The sequence below is a fragment of the Pedobacter quisquiliarum genome (assembly GCF_014642175.1).
GTDB classification, from domain to species: domain Bacteria; phylum Bacteroidota; class Bacteroidia; order Sphingobacteriales; family Sphingobacteriaceae; genus Pedobacter; species Pedobacter quisquiliarum.
The window spans coordinates 17,296-36,563 of the sequence record NZ_BMIL01000014.1; the positions used below are offsets into that span (position 1 = coordinate 17,296).

Sequence of the window (19,268 nt, forward strand, 5' to 3'; positions counted from 1 at the left end):
TCTGCCGCCCAGTGTTCATATTAGTGACTTAACACTAATTTCTCATAAATAGACCCTTTTTTGATAATACAATATGCAAAATTCAGAAGTGATATTTATTTGCAATATCATTGCATACCACATGCCCTTACTTTTGTTTACTGTTGAAGAACATAATTTGTGAGCATTAAATTTTATATTTGCTACCGAGTGAGGATACTTAGCTACATATTAAGTTTTATGGTACTGGTTTTATGCCTGATGCCATGTACGGATTTGGACCTTTCTTCTGATGAAGGGAAGGTTGAAATTAGTAGTACTGATAATACAGCAAAGCACACATTAGATATTTGTTCTCCTTTTTGCCAGTGCTCTTGCTGTACAAGCCCGACGCTGACATTATTTAATACTTTTACAATTAAGTCACCTCAAGGTCCGGACCGCTTGTACGGAAAGCACCTTCCCGGAAAAGTAATAGAAAGTATGTTTGCCGTATGGCAACCTCCCCGTTTGAGCTAAACTTCTGCTCTGAATTGCTTAGGCCATTCTCTTGATGATCTCTTTTTGAGATACTTTCTTATTTACTAATCATAACTATTCATGTTAGATAAAATTATTCTTTATTCCATCCGGAATAAGGTAGTGATTGCTGTGGGTATACTGCTGTTGATTATTTGGGGCGTTTATTCAGCTCTAAAGCTACCTATTGATGCTGTTCCGGATATTACAAATAACCAGGTGCAGGTAATTACCCAGGCACCCAATCTTGGGGCTCAGGAAGTTGAGCAATTCATCACAAATCCTGTTGAGCTTGCTTTGAGCAACATTGCCAATGTTGTCGAGCAGCGCTCCACTTCTCGTTCAGGTATTTCTGTTATCACTGTGGTATTTACAGACGATACTGATATTTATTGGGCAAGGCAACAAGTTTCCGAACGACTAAAGGAAGCTGAATCACAAATTCCTAATGGAATGGGAGAACCCTCAATGGGGCCGATAAGTACTGGCCTTGGAGAAATTTACCATTACGTTGTTCATACCAAGCCTGGTTATGAAACCAAATATTCGCCAACTGACTTAAGAACCATCCAGGACTGGATCATCCGCCGACAGCTAACAAGCACCAAGGGCCTGGCTGAAGTTAGCGCCTGGGGTGGGTATGTTAAGCAGTACGAGGTGGCTGTTAATAATGACCAGTTAAATGCTTTTGGACTTACTGTTACAGACATCTACAATGCCTTAGAGAAAAATAACGCAAATACCGGAGGCTCTTATATTGAGCAGCAAAATAGTGCTTATTTCATCAGAGGTCTTGGCCAGGTTAAAACCCTTACAGATATAGAAAAGATAGTGATATCCAATACCAAGGGTGCTCCGGTGCTCATTCGTGATGTAGCGAAGGTACAGTTTGGAAGCGCTACCCGATATGGGGCTGTCACTCGAAACGGAGAGGGCGAAGTTGTAGCTGGTATTACTCTAATGCTTAAAGGCGAAAACTTCAATGAAGTAATAAAGAATGTTAAAGATCGAATGGCCCAGATTCAAAAGTCTTTGCCAGAAGGTGTGGTTGTTGAACCCTTTATTGATCGAACTGAACTGGTTGGACGGGCTATTGGAACAGTTGAGAAAAACTTAATAGAAGGTGGTCTGATAGTAGTTTTTGTACTCGTGCTGCTCCTTGGAAACTTTCGAGCGGGTCTGGTGGTTGCCTCAGTTATTCCCCTGGCACTGCTGTTTGCCCTTGCCATGATGCGATTATTTGGGGTGTCGGGAAATCTAATGAGTCTTGGTGCGATTGATTTCGGATTAATTGTGGATGGAGCTGTAATCATTGTGGAAAGTATCGTTCACCGGATATCTACAGGGAATTTTCACCTGAATGGTGTTGCAAAGCTTAATCAAAGGCAGATGGACGAGGAGGTCTATACGGCATCCTCTAAAATTAGAAATAGTGCAGCCTTTGGCGAAATTATCATTCTGATTGTTTATCTCCCCTTATTTTCCCTGGTTGGTATTGAAGGGAAAATGTTTAAGCCTATGGCGCAAACAGTGGCCTTTGCTATTCTAGGGGCATTTATTCTTTCGCTCACTTATGTGCCAATGGCGAGTGCTTTATTCCTAAGTAAAAAGACTGTACATAAGCGCAATTTATCCGACCGGATTATGGATCTTCTTCATCGGATCTACAGACCAGTGCTAGATCTAACGCTAAGGATGAAGCGTATTGTGGTGTTGATTTCGGTTGTAATTCTTGCTATAAGCATCTGGGTATTCAGTCGTATGGGCGGAGAATTCATTCCAACACTTGAAGAAGGGGATTTGACGGTGGAAATTAGCATGATGCAGGGTACTTCATTAACCCGTACAATTGAAACCTTTAGCAAAGCAGAAAAAATATTGATAGCAAAGTTTCCGGAAATAAGGCAAGCTGTAACCCGTATTGGGAGCGCAGAGATTCCAACAGATCCTATGCCTATTGAACGGGGAGACATGATGCTTTCTATGAAACCAAAAGAGGAATGGACAAGTGCTGAAGATAGGGCTGAGATATCTGAAAAAATTGAAGAAGCACTATCGGCAATACCAGGTATTAATGTGGAGGTTACACAACCAATGCAAATGCGCTTTAATGAGCTAATGACTGGAATTCGGCAGGACGTAGCAATAAAGATTTTCGGGGAAAACATTGAAGTGCTATCGGAAAACGCGAATAAAATTGCATCCCTTATTAAAGATGTTGACGGCGTAAGTGAGCCGATCGTAGAAAAGGTAAGTGGTCTTCCCCAGATTTTGGTCACTTATAACAGAGACATGATAGCCCAGTATGGACTATCGATTGAAGCGGTCAATGCTGTTTTACAAACAGCTTTTGCAGGAAATGTAGCAGGAGTGGTTTTTGAAGGTGATCAGCGCTTTGACTTAGTGGTGAGACTGCAACGCAATCTTCGAGAAGATATCAGCAACATTGAAAATCTTTACATTTCGCTACCCTCCGGCAATCAGGTTCCATTGAATCAGGTTGCAAAAATAGAACTTAAGGATGCACCCGCTCAAATCTCCCATGAAGATGGCCGCAGAAGAATTTATGTCGGATTCAATGTGCGAGGAAGAGATGTCGAAAGCGTTGTAACTGAGATTGAGCAAAAGCTATCAAGAGAGCTGAAGTTACCTTCGGGATATTATACCACCTATGGTGGTCAATTCGAGAATCTAAATAAGGCAAAAGAAAGACTCACAATTGCTGTACCTGCTGCGTTACTTTTAATTATCGCGCTGCTCTATTTTACTTTCCGGTCAGTAAAAGAGACCTTGCTTATTTTTACTGCCGTGCCATTATCTGCTATTGGTGGTATTTTTGCATTAACCTTAAGAGGTATGCCCTTTAGTATTTCCGCAGGTGTTGGCTTCATTGCCCTGTTTGGTGTTGCTGTTTTAAATGGAATTGTACTGATTGGATATTTTAATCAGTTAAAATCAGAAGGTATTACTGACATCTATGAAAGGGTACGAAAAGGAACTTTTGTGCGCCTGCGACCAGTCATATTGACTGCGTCAGTTGCATCCCTTGGATTCTTACCAATGGCCCTTTCCAATACAGCGGGAGCCGAAGTTCAAAAGCCACTTGCAACTGTTGTCATTGGTGGGCTGATCACTGCAACCCTTCTGACTTTAGTTATTCTTCCAGCCCTGTATGTGCTGATTTTTGAAAAACAGGAGCGTAATCTTAAGACGGGCATTAAAGGTGGCTTATTACCATTATTTTTGCTGTTGGCTTTCAGTATGGTGACAGAAAACGCATCTGCGCAAACCCCGAAGTCCTTACAGCAGGTCATTGACATAGGATTAGCAAATAACCCAGGTTTAAAGGCAGGAAACCTGGCTGTAAATCAAGCGCGGGTTCTTCAGGGTACTGCTTTCGATCCGGACAAAACCCAGCTGAGCATATCACAAGACCCAACAGCCGGGGGAGGAAATGACAACAGCTTAAACATAAGCCAAACCATAGAATTTCCTTCAGTTTACTCAGCCCAGAAAAGGGTACTGAATGGAGAACGCAAGGTTGCAGAAACGAACTTTGATTTAGCAAAACTAGTCCTGATTCGTGATATTAGTTTAGCCTACCAGCAGCTTGCTTTTATTCAACAAAAAGGATCACTACTTAAGTCACTAGATAGTATCTACAGCAACTTCGATCAAAGGGCAGGTATAAGGTATAAAGCAGGAGAAACTTCTTATTTGGAAAAATTGGCTGCTCAAAGCAGACAGAAAGAAATTCGAATGCTGCAAAAGCAGGCTGCAAGCGACTTACAAATTGCTCAGGCAGAATTGCACAAGCTAACTGGCAGCGTAGAATTGATTATAGCTGAAGCACTAAGGCCATTGAAGCCAAGTGTACTAATGCTGGATTCTTTAAAGTCAAATTTATCGCTGTTAAAACAACAGCAACAAATCGGGCTAAGTAATGATCGCATTCGCCTGGAGAAAAGAAAGTTGCTGCCTGACCTTGTGGCTGGCTACTCTCACCAATTTTTAGTAAGTGGCTTTAACCCCGCTAATATAAACCGGGAATATTTTCCTGGGACACGTATCGCTGGATTTCAGCTAGGTGTTGGTATTCCTTTAATCTCAGGCGCACAGCGTGCCAGAGTCAAGGTTGCTGCTATTCAAAAAGAGATTGCAGAAGCTGATCTTGCTAATCTTCAAAACACGCTAGAATCAGATTATCGAAAGCAGGGCAATGAAGTATCTAAACAGCTTGCCGCATTGGAATATTATCAGTCTTCAGCGCTTGATGAAGCTGCTGAAATATTAAGAATATCTCAGTTTGCTTTCGAAAAAGGTGAGATTGGGTATGTCGAACATCTTCAAAATTTGTCCCATGTTATCAATATTCGAATGGGATATCTGGAAGCGATTCATCTTCTTAATCAAGCAACACTTCAACTCAACTATCTAAAAGGAAAATTATAATGAAAGCCGTAACTATTAAACTATATAAATACCTGATCAGTTCGCTATTGATGCTAGCTGTGCTATTAATAATCTCATGTAAAGGTAGTAATCCAACAACTGAGGTTGAATCTGAAGAGGAGGAACATACAGACGCTTTATCTTTAACTGAAAAACAGATGCAAGCTGTAGGAATAACCCTTGGAAAGATTGAATTAAAAAATCTGAAAAGTGTGGTCAAGGCTAACGGGCACCTGGAAGTTCCTCCACAAAACAATGCGGAAGTTCACCCATTAATAGGTGGGCTGATACAAAAGATCCACGTGCTTGAAGGTAATTACGTTAAAAAGGGTCAAACATTAGTGACGCTGGAGAATCCTGAGTTTGCCCAGGTGCAGCAGGACTATCTCGCTTCGAAAAGTGCACTTTCCTTTGCTGAGAAAGAGTATGAACGGCAAAAGGAACTGATGGATGCAAAAGCCGGTACTGGCAAAGTCTTTCAACAAGCTGAGGCTACCTATTTTGCAGAACAGTCCCGCTTTAGGACACTGAAGCGTCAACTTGGACAAATGGGAATAAGCTTTAAAGCCTTGGATAAGGGTGCTGTCATCACCCAGATTGCAGTTCCAGCTCCAATAAGCGGTGTAGTTGGTCATATCATGGCAACTACTGGAAGCTTCGCCGATATAAATAAACCTTTATTGAACATCACTGATAACAGCCGAATACATTGTGACCTTCTGGTATATGAAAAGGACCTATTTAAGGTTAAGTCCGGACAGCAGGTTGATTTTGTTTTAACAAATCAAAATAACCAGCAAATCACAGGAAAGATCTATGGCATTAATAAAACCTTTGAAAATGATAGCAAAGCGGTGATTGCCCATGCACGTATTGATAACCGGTCAAATAGGAACCTGATACCGGGCATGTATGTTTCCGCATTAATTGATGTCGGAAATCAAACTACCCAAGCTGTCCCGCTTGACGCAGTAGTAAGTGCTCAGGGCAAAAGCTATATTTTCATAGTAGATAGTTCAATGATCAAAAATGAAGAGCATGCTGAAGGCGAAAAAAACGATTCAGAAAAGGAAGAAGTGCGGGACAAAGAGTTTCATTTTAAGATTATTGAAGTAGCCACAGGCGTTTCCGATTTAGGCTATATAGAGATCATCCCATTGACAACTATTCCATCAAATGCATTAATTGTAACTAAAGGTGCTTTTTATATTCAGTCCAAAGCTTCAGGAGGTGGCGAGGAGCACCACTAATGTATTTGGCCTGCTGAAAACCAGTCTCAATCTGTATTGCAAATAAACTAATAAATATGAGTCCCAATATTGAAACAATGCTGATCGAAAAGGGAATCCAACCCACTGCTATGCGCATGCTGGTATTGGATTGTTTGCTTAAACAATCATCGGCCACTCCTATGACTGAATTGGAAAGTGAACTCCACCCCGCTGATCGAATCACCATATACAGAACACTCAAAACCTTTGAAGAGAAGGGAATGGTTCATGCAATTGATGATGGAAGTGGCGCAACTAAGTATGCGATTTGCGTAGAGGATTGCAGTACGACAGGTCATCATGACCTCCATGTACATTTTAACTGTAACATTTGCAAACAGACCACTTGTCTGCCTAATACAAGTGTACCGGAATTAAAGCTTCCTGAAGGTTTTGTCCCTGCAGAGTTAAGTCTTATTGTTAAGGGTGTGTGTCCTGGCTGTTCAAATAGATAATGCAATCCTATTGCATGCAATGCTTAGGTAACTTTGTGAATTAGAATACTTCATAACTACCCCCTGTTGACTTAGATCATGGAGGAGTTTTTAAAACAACAATAATGGAAGAAATTAAAAATAAGCAGCTTAATGATTTGGCAACTATGCCAAATCCAATTAACCAAGAAAGTGCACATTCTCAGAATGACGGGCATGATCACGGGCAACAAGACACTGAAACAAACGGAGTGCTTGCACATTGGGATTTAATCCTTGCCCTGTTAATGTTGGCCACCGAATTGATTTTGGAATTTGGTTTTAATTATAAACTAAGCAACCCCATTGGCTTCACTGTTAATTCCATTGCTTATCTGCTGGCTGGCAGAAGCGTACTTAATCTTGCATTTCGCAAAGCACGGAGGGGAGATATCTTTAATGAATTTGTCCTAATGAGTGTAGCTACCCTGGGAGCATTTTATATCGGTGAATATTCAGAGGGTGTAGCAGTAATGGTTTTTTACCAAATCGGCGAGTGGTTCCAGGATTCGGCTGTTAGTAGGGCAAAACGTAATATCAAAGCGCTACTGGATATCAGACCAGATGAAGTTACCGTACTTAGAAATGGAGTTGACCAGATAGTAACGCCCTCACAAGTGTCACTTGGAGAAACAATACAGGTCAAACCCGGAGAACGGGTGGCTTTAGATGGTATTTTAGTTTCCCAGAATGCATCTTTTAATACAGCAGCTTTAACTGGCGAGAGTAAACCAGACACCAAGTACAAAGACGAACCAATTTTAGCGGGAATGATCAACTTAAATACTGTAGCGCAGATTAAAGTTAGTTCCCTATTCAAGGACAGTAAGCTTAGCAAGATCCTTGAAATGGTACAGGATGCTACTGCTCGCAAGTCTCAGACACAGCTTTTTATTTCACGCTTTGCCAAGGTTTATACTCCCATTGTATTTTTTCTTGCTTTAGCGTTGGTTGCACTTCCCTATTTTTTTGTAGAAGGTTACGTTTTTAGAGACTGGTTGTATCGGGGACTTGTATTTCTAGTAATAAGCTGCCCTTGTGCATTAGTGGTGTCAATTCCCCTGGGATACTTTGGTGGTATTGGCTTAGCCTCCCGAAACGGAATTCTTTTTAAAGGGGGAAACTTTCTTGATGTTATGACCAAAGTAAATGCTGTTGTGATGGATAAAACCGGAACACTCACCAAAGGGGTATTTAAGGTTCAGCAAGTAGTTGCCCAAAGTATTAGCGAACAGGAATTGGTAAGAATAACAGCGGCTTTAGAAAAAAATTCTACCCATCCGGTTGGAAAAGCAGTGGTAGAGTATGCAGGGGAGGACTTAGGCACTTTAACCGCAAGTGAGGTTGAAGAGATAGCTGGTCATGGTTTAAAAGGAAAAGTTGATGGCAAACAAGTGCTTGCAGGGAACTTGAAACTCCTCAAGAAATTTGACATTTCCTATCCACCAGAAATTGAGCAAATCGTGTACACCATTGTTGTGATAGCAATTGATAATAGGTATGCCGGTTACATCACTATTGCTGATGAAATTAAAGAAGATGCAGCTGCCACTATCAAGGCAATGCACGACTTGAATATAAAAACAATAATGTTATCTGGCGACAAACAATCGGTAGTGGATGCGGTGGCAAAACAAATTGGAATCGATGCAGCATATGGGGATCTTCTTCCTGAAGGAAAAGTTGAGAAAGTACAATCCTTGAAAGATCAGGGTTTACAAATTGCGTTTGCCGGAGACGGTGTGAATGATGCTCCAGTAGTTGCTCTAGCTGATGTTGGCATAGCCATGGGTGGGCTAGGAAGCGATGCAACGATCGAGACTGCAGATGTTGTTATTCAAAATGATCAGCCCTCTAAAATAGTTTCGGCTATTAAAGTAGGTAAGATTACAAGGAACATCGTTTGGCAAAACATCATTTTAGCAATGGCAGTAAAAATTATTGTTTTAGCACTTGGGGCTGGAGGGGTTGCAAATCTGTGGGAAGCCGTAATTGCTGATGTTGGTGTTGCGTTGCTTGCTATTTTAAACGCGGTAAGGATTCAAAAGATTAGCCTGTAGCAATCTGATCTGGATACCGTTTAAAGGTGTTTACTCATTCTAAATTCAATGACGGCTTCATGATAATGCTTTAAGACACATTCCATGCAATGGTTGCATTAATAAATAAGTCTCGAGAGAGTTGAATACAATTTGCGATTAATTTCGCGGAGCGTAGATTATAATACAGGCGCCGATCAAAGCAATTGAAGCGCCTACTATATCATATTTATCAGGTTTAAATCCGTCTACTTTCCACGCCCATATTAAAGCTAAAACTATAAACACACCTCCATATGTAGCATATACCCTTCCAAAGTTGGCTGTTTGCCAAGTGGCAACGACTCCATAAAGAGCAAGAATTATCCCACCAAGTATACCGTACCAAAATGGCTTATCTTCTTTTAGCCATTGCCAAATTAGGTAACCACCCCCAATTTCAAATATGCCAGCGATTATAAAATAACATAAAGACCTTACTATATCCATTGGACTAAAATACCATTAAAGTTTAGCTGTTCTCCAACAGTGACATATCTAACATAAAAACTTATAAGCGGAAATATCATTAAATCCTCTTTTAAGAAGACGGCCTGGCTGTCTGACCTCAATAGAAGCTTTACGGCAAAAGAGAGAAATTGCGGTTTGTTCGACGCCGATCTAGCTTTCGCCAAATATTGAATACTCCAGTATTCCACCATTTTTTGATAGAAATTGAGATGAGTATTTGATAAACAGTTATAGAATTATTGTGTCTTTTCTAGCAGGCCAGCGATGAAGTAAAGTCTACAGTTGTTTCCTCTCAACCATCAAGAAAATGGAAGAATACAAGTTATCCTATGAGAGATTTTTGGCTATATTGTAATCACCTACATTTATTGAAATGAAAAACGACAAAACATCACAAAACTACACGTTAAACAGACGTAATTTTGTTACTGGAATTATCCCGGTGATAGCTGGCGCAACAATACCATCCTGGGCTTCGGCGAAGGAGAGTCAACAAACCAGAGAAGACAATGACTTTCCAGGACTTATCACGCGAGAGAAAAAGCCATTAAATATGGAGTTTCCATTTCCTACGTTAAAAAACAGGATTACTCCAAATAACCAGTTCTTCATCAGGAGTCATTTTAACATTCCCAATATTGATGCTGCAAATTGGGAATTAGAGATTGGCGGCAACACCAATCGTGTCATAAAAATCAATCTGAGCGAACTTAAAAAGCTTCCTGCAAAAAAGGTAATGGCTACTATAGAATGTGCCGGAAACGGACGTGCTAACCTCGCCCCAAAAGTGAAGGGTTTAGGATGGGAACAAGGTGGGATCAGCAATGCTGAATGGACAGGAGTACCTTTATCCGTATTGTTAAAAAAGGCTGGGATAAAGGTGGGTACGGTAGACATTATTTTGGAAGGGAATGATGAGGGGATGATTACAGAAGAGCCGAAATCACCAGGAAAAATCAAATTCGCCCGGAGCATTCCGTTAAATATAGCAATGCAGGATCACATCATCATCGCCTATGAAATGAATGGAAAACCATTGAGTGCTGAACATGGTTTCCCGGCAAGGGCAATTATTCCAGGATGGTATGGTATGGCATCTGTGAAATGGCTGATGAAAATTACTGCATCTGAAAAGCCGTTTGATGGCTATTGGCAGACGATTGAATATGCTTACTGGAAGCGTGTTGAAGGACTACCTACCTTGACGCCCGTAACCACTACATTGGTTAAGTCTGAAATATCAAGGCCGGTATTGTTTGAAGCGGTGCCGGCTGGAAAACCTTATCAAGTAAGGGGTGCAGGATGGTCAGGTGATAGTAACCTATCGAAAGTAGAAATAAGCACGGATAAAGGCAATTCATGGCAACCAGCAAAATTAATTGGTCCTGCTATCCCTTTCGCCTGGCAGCTATTTGAATTTGAATGGGTGGTTCCTGCTAAGACTGGAAGATATAGTTTAATGGCTAGAGCGACAGATCAAAATGGCAAAACGCAACCCATGGAGCATGATTTAGACAGAAGAACTTACATGGTTAATTTTATCTCGCCAATTGATGTAGATGTAATATAGCTCAATAAGAACAAATTTCAGGATCTTGCGGTTATCGCATAAGGCTTGTCTGCCATAAACAGTTTATCACATTTAATATTCTACATCAAACCATGATCAGATTCACGTCTATACTTTTACTATTTGCTAGTTTCTCTGCACGAGCACAACATGAACACATGCAAATGGCAACTAAAAAAAATGTCTTCCTTGGGCAAATGGACCATATGATGATGAAGATGGATGAAATATCAGCTACCACATCTGCAGACAGAGATTTCATACAAATGATGATCCCACATCACCAGGGAGCTATTGATATGGCAGAAGAAGAGATTAAGGCCGGAAAAAATAAAGAAATGATTCAGCTAGCTAAAAGTATCAAAGCTGAGCAACAAACTCAGATTCAGCAAATGCAACTCCTGCTTAGCCATCCTGAAGGATTTATCGCTACAGGCAACCAACATCAAAACGCTAACCAGAAGATGATGAAAGTGATGATGGAGCAAATGCCTGAAGAAAAACAATTGTCGGATACTGATCTGTCCTTTGCAAAAATAATGCTTCCTCACCATCAGGCTGCCATCGACATGGCTAAAGTTGAGTTGCGGTATGGAAAAAATAAAAATGTAAAAAGACTGGCCGAGAATATTATCTCAGATGAACAGATAGAAATCCAACAAATGAAGACATTTACAACCTCCCATTAACATATGAAAAAGATATCCTTGTTTACGATATTTATATCCAGTTTTGCCCTACAATCAAAAGCACAATCAATCTATGCCCAAGACAGGGTTTATACAGGCAATCAGATATCTAATACGGTTTCTGTCTTAGATCCCTCAACACAAACTTTATTAGGAAATATTGTTCTTGGTAAACCCCAACCTGATATCTTAAGTCCTCTATATAAGGGACAGGCCCTGGTTCATGGCCTGGGTTATTCCCCTAAAAAGCAATTACTAGCAGCGGTTTCCATTGGATCAAATTCAGTAACCTTTATTTCAACAGCAAAAAATAAAGTATTAAAAACTGTTTATATCGGACGTTCACCGCATGAGGCAACCTTTAACCCTTCAGGATCACAGGCATGGATATCGGTAAGAGGAGAATCGTATATCAGCGTAATCGATGCAAATAAACTGATTGAAATCAAACAAATTCCAGTAGCCGACGGCCCGGGAATGGTTGCTTTTACTCCAGATGGAAAATGGGCTTATATTTGTTCCAGCTTTACTGCAGAAGTGGATGTAGTGAATTCAACTTCCTATGCTATTGTAAAGCGTATTCCAGTAGTTAGTCCATTTTCTCCAAATATATTCTGTAGTCCTGACGGGAAATGGATTGCATTGACACATAAGGATGTAGGGAAGATCACTGTCATCAGCACGGAGACAAATACTATACATACAGTACTAAATACAGGTCCAATTACCAACCATGTCACTTTTACTTTAGTTAATAATTCACCTGTGATGCTGGCAACCATTGGCGGAGAAAACAGCTTAAAAGTATTTAGTGTTTCACAAGATTTCAAGCTTACTGATAGCATTGCGACAGGATCATTGCCACATGGCGTCTGGACTTCAGCAGATGGTAAATTTGCATATGTCGGATTGGAAAATGATGACCAGGTACAAGTGGTTGATCTGGTAAAAATGGCCGTTGTAAAAACCATTGCTATTGGACAATGTCCGCAAGCATTGTTGTACGCTGCTAATGCCAGCCCTGCAAATGCCTCAAAAGAAAATTTAACCCCGCTTAATCTTGCAGACAAAAGTCAGGTGATTAAATTGATGAATAAGGATAATTCAATGTCATCAGGCATGCTAAACGTAAGAAGCGTAGGCTTGACTGATCTTGTCGTACAGGACTTTAAAAAACTCGAGCCAAATACTTCGTATACTTTAGCGTTAACCAACTCCTCAAATGATACGTTTAACGCTGATTATGTCATCAATTCTTTTAAGACCGATGAAAAAGGAGCTTTTAGCGGTCAATCCTCGGGGATTATTAAGAGTGTAGGAACAAGTGGCGCCGATTATAAACATGTGATTCTTATTGATGATCTTTCAAAAAAGCTGGTGATGATCAGTAACTAATGTAATTTAAACCAAAGATATTACTGCCCACAATGCAGCACTTGAAATTACTATCCATAAAATTACGCCTTGTAACAGTGGCATTACCCCCACTGCTTTCAAGATAGTAAATGAGAGTCCGCTTCCTATCAGGAACAATGTTAAAGTTAAGCCTACTTTTGCTAATGCTACAAAGTAGGGCGCAAAAGGCTTAATAAAGGGTAAGTAGGTGTTGGCGATCATTGCCAGGATAAATAGCCCTATAAAATAGGGTATACTAACTTTGCTATTGTTGCTTTTGAACAGGAAAGATGTACCAAATGCTACAGGAACAATCCATAGTGCTCTGGCTAACTTAACAGTTGTGGCTATCTGTAGTGCTTGTTCACCATATTTACTGGCTGCCCCAACAACAGAACTGGTATCGTGGATAGCAATGGCACACCACATACCAAATTGTGACTGTGACAAGTTAAGCGCATGTCCGATAGCAGGGAAAAGAAATAAGGCCACCGAGTTGAGTATAAAAACAGTACCCATTGCAACGGAGATCTGTTTTTCTTCTGCGTTCATTACAGGCGACAATGCAGCAATAGCACTTCCACCACAGATCGCCGTTCCAGCTGATATCAAAAAAGATGTTTTACGTTCTATTTTAAATACTTTTCCCAGGATAAAACCAATGATAAGTACTCCGAAAATAGAGACTACAGTAAACATTACGCCTTCTTTTCCTGCTTTCATTGCACTGAATACATTCATTCCAAATCCTAGCCCGACAACAGAAATTTTTAGCAGCAGGTTTGTAGCCTTGTGATTTAAATGCAGATAGGGATGTTCCATTAGTTGCGCCAATACTAATCCTAACAATAAGGCTAAAGGAGGCGACATAAATGGAAAGAGGCACAGCAAAACTGCCAGGGTGAAGATAATTTTACGGGTGTATAAATTTAAGTTTAGCAGGTTACTCGCTTTTATTTTAGAAGAATTTGAATTGTCTTTGATTTGTGTTATGGTTTTCATTGTCTTTGTTTTCTGATTCAAAGATCCATAACTAAAAAACCCGGATCAAATTACTAAAACTTATCTTCCATAACTTCATGTTATAGAAGATAAGTTTTAGACATTATTTATTCCCAACCCCATTTTTTGAAAATGAGATGTCCTTTATCGGATTGCATAAACTTGATAAAACGCTCAGTTTCCGACTTATGCGTACCAGTGCTACTCTTCACTACAGGTGTACCTCTATAGACTGTTTGTGTAACAGGAATCTTAACCATTGAGGTGAGGTCTGGTAAACGGTTATGCCAGGAGCCAAATGTTATCCAGGCATCATATTGAGGATCATTTTTCCAGGCAGCAATACCCAATGCCGAATTTGCAAATGTACCTGCTATACGCTGCTGTATGTTTGCAATCAGATCTTGTCGACCTGCTAAATCTTCCCAAAGCCCCATTTGCCCAGCCCCATTCACATCAAGAATTTTCACACCTGGTTTACAGAGATCGCCCAGATTTTTGATGTTTTTAGGATTGCCGGGCCGTACCAGGATCGCTGCAGCACGTTTATATAACTCTGTCCGAGAGTTCGCCACTATCATGTTTGGGTGGTCAGACATGAATTTTGAAAGCATGTATTCTGCGCCTCCAAAGAACAAATCTGCATGTTTCATTGCATCCGGCATCCATTCATTATCTGGCCCGGCAGTGACTTTAATTACGATATCATGCTGCTTTCCAAAAACCTTCGCACATTCATTAATCGGTCCGAGCGGCCCACCGGGACCATAGACATATAAAGTATCATTTGGAATTTGTGCATTCCCAATGGTCACTACAGCAACGACTGACAATATGGTTAAAAATATATTTTTCATTGTGTTTATGTTTAAGGTAAATCAAAACCAAACTTTTTGTAGATGGCAGCAGCCTGCGGACTGATCAAAAAATCCATAAAATCTTTTGCAGCGGCCGGATGTGGCGCATCTTTTAACTGTCCGGCTATATATTGCGCATGGATATTCTCTTTTTCAGGAATTTCAATGAGCTCAACAGGATGGCCAATCATTTTCTGATAGTAGGCCTCAGTATACCATACTGGAGCGGCGTCACTTTCGTTGTATAGTATCCTCATTGGTGATTGGCGATGATGGATCATGGTAAGATAAGTAGTCTTATCTTTAACTTTATCTTCCATGATGGTAGATTTTAATGTTTCTCCTCCAGCTTTCACATAGGCTTCTTCAATACGTTTACCGATCCCTTCATTCTCTGGATTTGGCATACTGATCCTCAGCTCTTTATTTGCTAAATCTTTGAGTGACTTCAATGCCTTCGGATTTCCTTTTTGGACCATGATTGCCAACCTGTTTCTAGCATATAAAGTCGTTTTGCTAAACCATTCAGGGGTCATGTCTATCCGGTTCTTACCAGCTGTATAAACATCCGGCTTTAAGGTAATTCTCATGTTGCCCACCACAATGCTACCGGTTTTTATTTGTTGGGCTAAAATGCCTGGGGGAAGCGTTTCGGCAAATACCCGCAGATACTGTGGATATGACTTTTTAAAGGCTGCAATTAATTCGTCAATGCACATAAACTGGTTACCGGCAAAGAAAACCACCAGTTGGGGATCATTAATGTCTCCAAAAAGATCAGGCACATTGTCTACTCCAGGTACTGTGAACTGAACTTTACTTTCAGGTGGAGTATTCCAGGGCGGATCAAAGCGATGATCCTGGGCCTTAACATTTCCACAAAGCAATAAAAATGCAACTGTGGCTAAAAAGGTGTGATTTATATATTTCATGATTTTTTAATTATTTGGTTTAAGGATGTACAACTGCCCATCCCTGATATTGACGGATGATGATTTCACCATTGCCGCTGGGCACATAACTGATAAAATCAAATAAGGTATTTTTTTCGATCTTCCTTTCTCTGACGGTATTTTCACATTGTGCAAGAATTACTCCTCTGGACTGCAGTTCTAATAATGTTTTTTCAAAAGATCCGTTCTTCTGGTAAACAGCTACGCCATCTCCAAAGGCAATAAGTTCTGCATTGATTTTCCCTTTTAACCTGGGATCGTCGAGTGCATTTTTTAGGTTTCGAAGTGTTCCTGCAATCTTTTTTTCATCACCGTTATTGATTACATACAGTGCCTTATAATTTTTCAGGGTGGCTTTTGCACCTGTAAAATTAGCAGGTGTAGTTTGGGCAAAAGTGGCCGAGGTTGCTGTGATCAGCAAAAATAGTGTACAGATTAAGGTTATTTTTTTCATGATTTTAGATTTTGACAATTTATTTAGTTGTTAATTTTACTTGTTTTTCGGAGTTTACAATTGGTGCAAATGGACCATATTTATGTTGATTTTCAGAAAAGTTGTCGGCATATGGTCCGTATGGCGCATCAAAAGGTTTTTTTAACAAATCAGGGTAATCTTTTCTTTGATCTTTATGTGGTCTTGGCTGTGAGTTCACAAAAGCAGCTAGATCCCAGGCCTCCTCATCACTTAACTGCACATCTCCATATCTGGCACCATATGGCATATTGTTCTTTACGAACCCCGCAAAGTTACTGAGTCTATACATCCCTGCGCCATCATTGTAGCTGTGTTTGCCCCATAATGGCGGATAAACATAAGTTAGTTTGTCTTCTTCGAGTATTCCCTCACCAGTTGCACCATGACAACTTTGACATTTACTGGTATATAAAATCGCTCCATGTTTGACATTCGCTGCCCTATCCAGGTATTTTAATTTTTCGGTTCCCGTTCCAAACACTTTCTCCCCTTTTTTTACACCTGTTCCAAGCCATTTCATATAAGCCAGCATTGCCTGTATCTCTTTACCAGATTCGTCTGGTACTTTGCCTGCAAGACTTCGATTGAAGCACTCTGCAATACGTGCCGATGCAGGTTCAACCTTTCCTGATCTGCCACTCATTTTAGGAAAACTGGAAATAAAACCAGCATAATTATTTCCGAACAGTTTGGTTCCACCGTCGAGGTGACAATTCTGACAATTCATACCATTTGTAATACGGGCTATGGATCCATTTGGCCCAAAATATTTGCTCGTATGTGCTATTAATTCTTTGCCATACCTGATCATCTGGCCGTACTTGGTATCCGCCGGAATCGTATTTTCATCAGGCGCTTTCCAGGCATCAGCAGGTACAACCTGGCTTTTGACGTTAACAGCAGCTATACCGGTTTCCACATCCTGTTTGGTTTTTGCTGTCAATTCTACATCTGGCTGCCCATTAAAAAATAAAGTGCAGATGAAAATGGTTCCACAAGCAACAAATAGAAACGCAATGATAGCCGTTGTCCTGGCTGTATATATAAGTGCTTGTTTGATTTCTTTTTCTGTTGATTCCTTATTCATAATCAATGTTTTTCTGTTACAAATGTGCATTTAGTCTACACATCAGAAAAAGCATAAAAAGTTATTGATGATAACATAAGGTTATGATGTCAGTACCTGTTGAAACAAATTGTTTTTATTTTAGCTTATCTACTAAAACTGTGTATGATAGATTTCCGTTTGCAAGTATTTTATGCTGTCGCTAAAAGGCTGAATTTTACAAAGGCTTCGGCAGAGTTATTTATCAGTCAGCCTGCTGTAACCAAACACATTAAAGAATTAGAGCAGGAGTTCAAAATGTCATTATTTGAACGCAGTGGAAACAAAAAAATCAGCCTCACCCCAGCCGGCGAATTATTGGTGCATTACGCAGAACAGATTTTTGGAACCTACCGGGAACTGGAATATGATATGAATCTACTTACTAAACAGCATAAAGGAATATTAAGGATTGGTGCCAGCAGTACTGTGGCACAATATATCATTCCACCTGTATTGGCACAGTTTCACAATAAGTTTAAGGATATACAAATTCAACTGGTTACCGGAAACACAGAAGATGTAGAGCAGCGTTTGATTGCTAGGGAAATAGATTTTGGAATCATTGAAGGCATCTCCCGGAACCCACAGATTAAATACGAACAATATCTAAAAGACGAGCTGGTGCTGGTGTGTTCTGGTCACAATTATGCCATGAAAAAGGAAATGATCAAACCGAATGAGTTGAAGGATTATGATTTATTACTTCGTGAACCTGGTTCTGGTACACTAGATGTTATTGCATATGCTTTAAAAGCACACCAGATAAAGGTGGGGGACTTAAATATAGAAATGCAGTTAGGTAGTACCGAAAGCATTAAATCCTATCTGATTCACAGCAAATGCCTGGCTTTTTTATCTATCCACTCCATATTGAAAGAGCTCAAGAATAATGAATGCCGCATCATAGATATCAAGGATATGGTTATCGAAAGGCCGTTTCATTTCATTCAGCTTCATGGTCAGCAGGACGCTCTGGCGGAACTATTTATGCGCTTCGCTAAAAGCTACAACTATAATGTATAGTGTTACCGAAATTTCGAGGCAATATCAGCCAGCTAAAGTGCTGCTGCTCTTTGTTTCTGAAGCTCCTGGAGGTGGCGATAAACATTTTTACCTGGGAAATACTAATCTGTTTCGAACAATTTATCTTGCATTTAGTGAGGTATTTGGCGATTTTAAATCTGTAGAAGATTTTTTGCAGTTCTTTAAAGGCACTGGATGCTTTTTGGAACATCTAACTTGTACACCTATTGATAAATCGTCAGTTAAAATCAGAAAGAACCAGAGGCAGGGGGGAATAGAGCAATTAGCTCATAAAATCAGAACATATCAACCCCGATTAATCATGATCCTAATGAAAAGCATTGAACAAGAGGTTAAAGAATCTATTGACCTATCAGGCTTATCGTTTATCGAAGAAATTGCAGTTACCTGCTATCCTGCCGGCACTGAATCAAACAGGCTTACTTGCATCCGGGATACCAGGGTTATCATCTCCAAACTGGCATCGATATTGACATAACATGCAAATATATTGCTGTAATATACCGATACAGAACAAGATGAAAATTCAAGATCAGGAAAACACCAAACAGCATGCAGGAGACCATTTGGCTAATGAAAGAACATTTTTGGCCTGGATCAGAACCAGTATTGGTATCATGGGATTTGGCTTCGTGGTGATGAAATTCTCGCTATTTATCAAGCAGATCAGTGCCGCACTGGGGAGTAAAGTGCCCCTGCACCAAACCGGAGATTCCCGCATTATCGGGATTTTTCTAGTTGCCCTGGGAGCAATTACTATCATTTGTTCTTACTTAAGATATAATTCAACGAAAGAACAATTGAATCAGGGGGTGTATTACCATTCAACACTTTTTGTTAAAGTTTTAACCGCTTTAGTTTTCATAGCTAGTATACTTTTACTGCTCTACCTTATTAAAACAACATAGGCAGTTAAATCATCTGTACTTGAT

The 19,268-nt window shown here is 40.1% G+C and carries 17 protein-coding genes; 11 read left to right on the forward strand and 6 right to left on the reverse strand.

The annotated features are described in order from the left end of the window. The first annotated feature begins 189 nt into the window (after nucleotides 1-189). The 5 genes from IEW69_RS17110 (at nucleotide 190) to IEW69_RS16325 (ending at nucleotide 8,754) form a co-directional block, all read left to right on the forward strand. Nucleotides 190-498 carry a DUF6660 family protein gene (locus IEW69_RS17110; protein WP_373284103.1) on the forward strand — a complete coding sequence of 103 codons (309 nt, stop codon included), beginning with the start codon at nucleotides 190-192 and terminating at the stop codon, nucleotides 496-498. 81 nt (nucleotides 499-579) lie between these two features. Then, nucleotides 580-4,950 (forward strand): CusA/CzcA family heavy metal efflux RND transporter, encoded by a 4,371-nt coding sequence (locus IEW69_RS16310; protein WP_188627949.1) that lies wholly within the window; start codon nucleotides 580-582, stop codon nucleotides 4,948-4,950. Then, nucleotides 4,950-6,200: an efflux RND transporter periplasmic adaptor subunit gene (locus IEW69_RS16315; protein ID WP_188627950.1), complete on the forward strand. Its 1,251-nt coding sequence runs from the start codon at nucleotides 4,950-4,952 to the stop codon at nucleotides 6,198-6,200. Before IEW69_RS16310 ends, IEW69_RS16315 begins: the two co-directional genes overlap by 1 nt. A 56-nt stretch (nucleotides 6,201-6,256) precedes the next feature. Beyond that, complete coding sequence (locus IEW69_RS16320) at nucleotides 6,257-6,676, forward strand: Fur family transcriptional regulator (protein ID WP_188627951.1); 420 nt, start codon at nucleotides 6,257-6,259, stop codon at nucleotides 6,674-6,676. 146 nt (nucleotides 6,677-6,822) lie between these two features. Continuing rightward, entirely contained in the window at nucleotides 6,823-8,754 is a 1,932-nt protein-coding gene (locus IEW69_RS16325) for a heavy metal translocating P-type ATPase (protein WP_229663661.1), read from the forward strand. A 138-nt stretch (nucleotides 8,755-8,892) separates the two neighbouring features. Here IEW69_RS16325 and IEW69_RS16330 read toward each other — a convergent pair whose 3' ends face one another. Beyond that, nucleotides 8,893-9,222: a YnfA family protein gene (locus tag IEW69_RS16330; protein ID WP_188627953.1), complete on the reverse strand. Its 330-nt coding sequence runs from the start codon at nucleotides 9,220-9,222 to the stop codon at nucleotides 8,893-8,895. Nucleotides 9,223-9,616: 394 nt separating this feature from the next. Here IEW69_RS16330 and IEW69_RS16335 point away from each other — a divergent pair, with 394 nt between their 5' ends. The 3 genes from IEW69_RS16335 to IEW69_RS16345 all read left to right on the forward strand — a co-directional run bounded on the left by IEW69_RS16335 (nucleotide 9,617) and on the right by IEW69_RS16345 (nucleotide 12,897). After that, entirely contained in the window at nucleotides 9,617-10,813 is a 1,197-nt protein-coding gene (locus tag IEW69_RS16335; protein ID WP_188627954.1) for a sulfite oxidase, read from the forward strand. 158 nt (nucleotides 10,814-10,971) lie between these two features. Further along, nucleotides 10,972-11,502, forward strand: a complete 531-nt coding sequence (locus IEW69_RS16340) for a DUF305 domain-containing protein (protein ID WP_373284104.1) — start codon at nucleotides 10,972-10,974, stop codon at nucleotides 11,500-11,502. Between the two features lie 3 nt (nucleotides 11,503-11,505). Beyond that, on the forward strand, nucleotides 11,506-12,897 hold the full coding sequence (locus IEW69_RS16345; protein ID WP_188627956.1) for a beta-propeller fold lactonase family protein: 1,392 nt from the start codon (nucleotides 11,506-11,508) through the stop codon (nucleotides 12,895-12,897). 6 nt (nucleotides 12,898-12,903) lie between these two features. Here IEW69_RS16345 and IEW69_RS16350 read toward each other — a convergent pair whose 3' ends face one another. The 5 genes from IEW69_RS16350 to IEW69_RS16370 all read right to left on the reverse strand — a co-directional run bounded on the left by IEW69_RS16350 (nucleotide 12,904) and on the right by IEW69_RS16370 (nucleotide 17,271). Then, the gene (locus IEW69_RS16350) at nucleotides 12,904-13,899 is read right to left on the reverse strand and encodes a YeiH family protein (RefSeq protein ID WP_373284105.1); all 996 of its coding nucleotides are present in this window, start codon (nucleotides 13,897-13,899) and stop codon (nucleotides 12,904-12,906) included. 107 nt (nucleotides 13,900-14,006) lie between these two features. Then, nucleotides 14,007-14,756, reverse strand: coding sequence for a substrate-binding domain-containing protein (locus IEW69_RS16355; protein ID WP_188627957.1), 750 nt, complete (start codon nucleotides 14,754-14,756; stop codon nucleotides 14,007-14,009). An 11-nt stretch (nucleotides 14,757-14,767) separates the two neighbouring features. Further along, nucleotides 14,768-15,688, reverse strand: coding sequence for a molybdate ABC transporter substrate-binding protein (locus IEW69_RS16360; protein ID WP_188627958.1), 921 nt, complete (start codon nucleotides 15,686-15,688; stop codon nucleotides 14,768-14,770). 19 nt (nucleotides 15,689-15,707) lie between these two features. Further along, on the reverse strand, nucleotides 15,708-16,163 hold the full coding sequence (locus IEW69_RS16365) for a DsrE family protein (RefSeq protein WP_188627959.1): 456 nt from the start codon (nucleotides 16,161-16,163) through the stop codon (nucleotides 15,708-15,710). Nucleotides 16,164-16,182: 19 nt separating this feature from the next. After that, on the reverse strand, nucleotides 16,183-17,271 hold the full coding sequence (locus IEW69_RS16370) for a c-type cytochrome (protein WP_188627960.1): 1,089 nt from the start codon (nucleotides 17,269-17,271) through the stop codon (nucleotides 16,183-16,185). Nucleotides 17,272-17,415: 144 nt separating this feature from the next. On the opposite strand from IEW69_RS16370, the gene IEW69_RS16375 reads away from it, so the two are divergent. From IEW69_RS16375 to IEW69_RS16385, 3 genes are read left to right on the forward strand one after another with little or no spacing between them, the layout of a single operon-like run. Next, nucleotides 17,416-18,315 (forward strand): LysR substrate-binding domain-containing protein, encoded by a 900-nt coding sequence (locus tag IEW69_RS16375; protein ID WP_188627961.1) that lies wholly within the window; start codon nucleotides 17,416-17,418, stop codon nucleotides 18,313-18,315. Further along, nucleotides 18,308-18,814 (forward strand): hypothetical protein, encoded by a 507-nt coding sequence (locus IEW69_RS16380; protein ID WP_188627962.1) that lies wholly within the window; start codon nucleotides 18,308-18,310, stop codon nucleotides 18,812-18,814. The genes IEW69_RS16375 and IEW69_RS16380 overlap by 8 nt, the downstream gene beginning before the upstream one ends. A gap of 40 nt (nucleotides 18,815-18,854) precedes the next feature. Beyond that, nucleotides 18,855-19,244 (forward strand): YidH family protein, encoded by a 390-nt coding sequence (locus tag IEW69_RS16385; RefSeq protein WP_008245456.1) that lies wholly within the window; start codon nucleotides 18,855-18,857, stop codon nucleotides 19,242-19,244. The last annotated feature ends 24 nt before the right edge of the window (nucleotides 19,245-19,268 follow it).

What these genes read in the sequence shown, in the direction of transcription:
- IEW69_RS16310 (WP_188627949.1), top strand. Translation starts at nt 580, where the DNA reads ATGTTAGATAAAATTATTCTTTATTCCATCCGGAATAAGGTAGTGATT.
- IEW69_RS16385 (WP_008245456.1), top strand. Translation starts at nt 18,855, where the DNA reads ATGAAAATTCAAGATCAGGAAAACACCAAACAGCATGCAGGAGACCAT.
- IEW69_RS16380 (WP_188627962.1), top strand. Translation starts at nt 18,308, where the DNA reads ATGTATAGTGTTACCGAAATTTCGAGGCAATATCAGCCAGCTAAAGTG.
- IEW69_RS16325 (WP_229663661.1), top strand. Translation starts at nt 6,823, where the DNA reads ATGCCAAATCCAATTAACCAAGAAAGTGCACATTCTCAGAATGACGGG.
- IEW69_RS16370 (WP_188627960.1), bottom strand. Translation starts at nt 17,271, where the DNA reads ATGAATAAGGAATCAACAGAAAAAGAAATCAAACAAGCACTTATATAT.
- IEW69_RS16350 (WP_373284105.1), bottom strand. Translation starts at nt 13,899, where the DNA reads ATGAAAACCATAACACAAATCAAAGACAATTCAAATTCTTCTAAAATA.
- IEW69_RS16330 (WP_188627953.1), bottom strand. Translation starts at nt 9,222, where the DNA reads ATGGATATAGTAAGGTCTTTATGTTATTTTATAATCGCTGGCATATTT.
- IEW69_RS16365 (WP_188627959.1), bottom strand. Translation starts at nt 16,163, where the DNA reads ATGAAAAAAATAACCTTAATCTGTACACTATTTTTGCTGATCACAGCA.
- IEW69_RS16345 (WP_188627956.1), top strand. Translation starts at nt 11,506, where the DNA reads ATGAAAAAGATATCCTTGTTTACGATATTTATATCCAGTTTTGCCCTA.
- IEW69_RS16335 (WP_188627954.1), top strand. Translation starts at nt 9,617, where the DNA reads ATGAAAAACGACAAAACATCACAAAACTACACGTTAAACAGACGTAAT.
- IEW69_RS16360 (WP_188627958.1), bottom strand. Translation starts at nt 15,688, where the DNA reads ATGAAATATATAAATCACACCTTTTTAGCCACAGTTGCATTTTTATTG.
- IEW69_RS16340 (WP_373284104.1), top strand. Translation starts at nt 10,972, where the DNA reads ATGCAAATGGCAACTAAAAAAAATGTCTTCCTTGGGCAAATGGACCAT.
- IEW69_RS16320 (WP_188627951.1), top strand. Translation starts at nt 6,257, where the DNA reads ATGAGTCCCAATATTGAAACAATGCTGATCGAAAAGGGAATCCAACCC.
- IEW69_RS16355 (WP_188627957.1), bottom strand. Translation starts at nt 14,756, where the DNA reads ATGAAAAATATATTTTTAACCATATTGTCAGTCGTTGCTGTAGTGACC.
- IEW69_RS16375 (WP_188627961.1), top strand. Translation starts at nt 17,416, where the DNA reads ATGATAGATTTCCGTTTGCAAGTATTTTATGCTGTCGCTAAAAGGCTG.
- IEW69_RS16315 (WP_188627950.1), top strand. Translation starts at nt 4,950, where the DNA reads ATGAAAGCCGTAACTATTAAACTATATAAATACCTGATCAGTTCGCTA.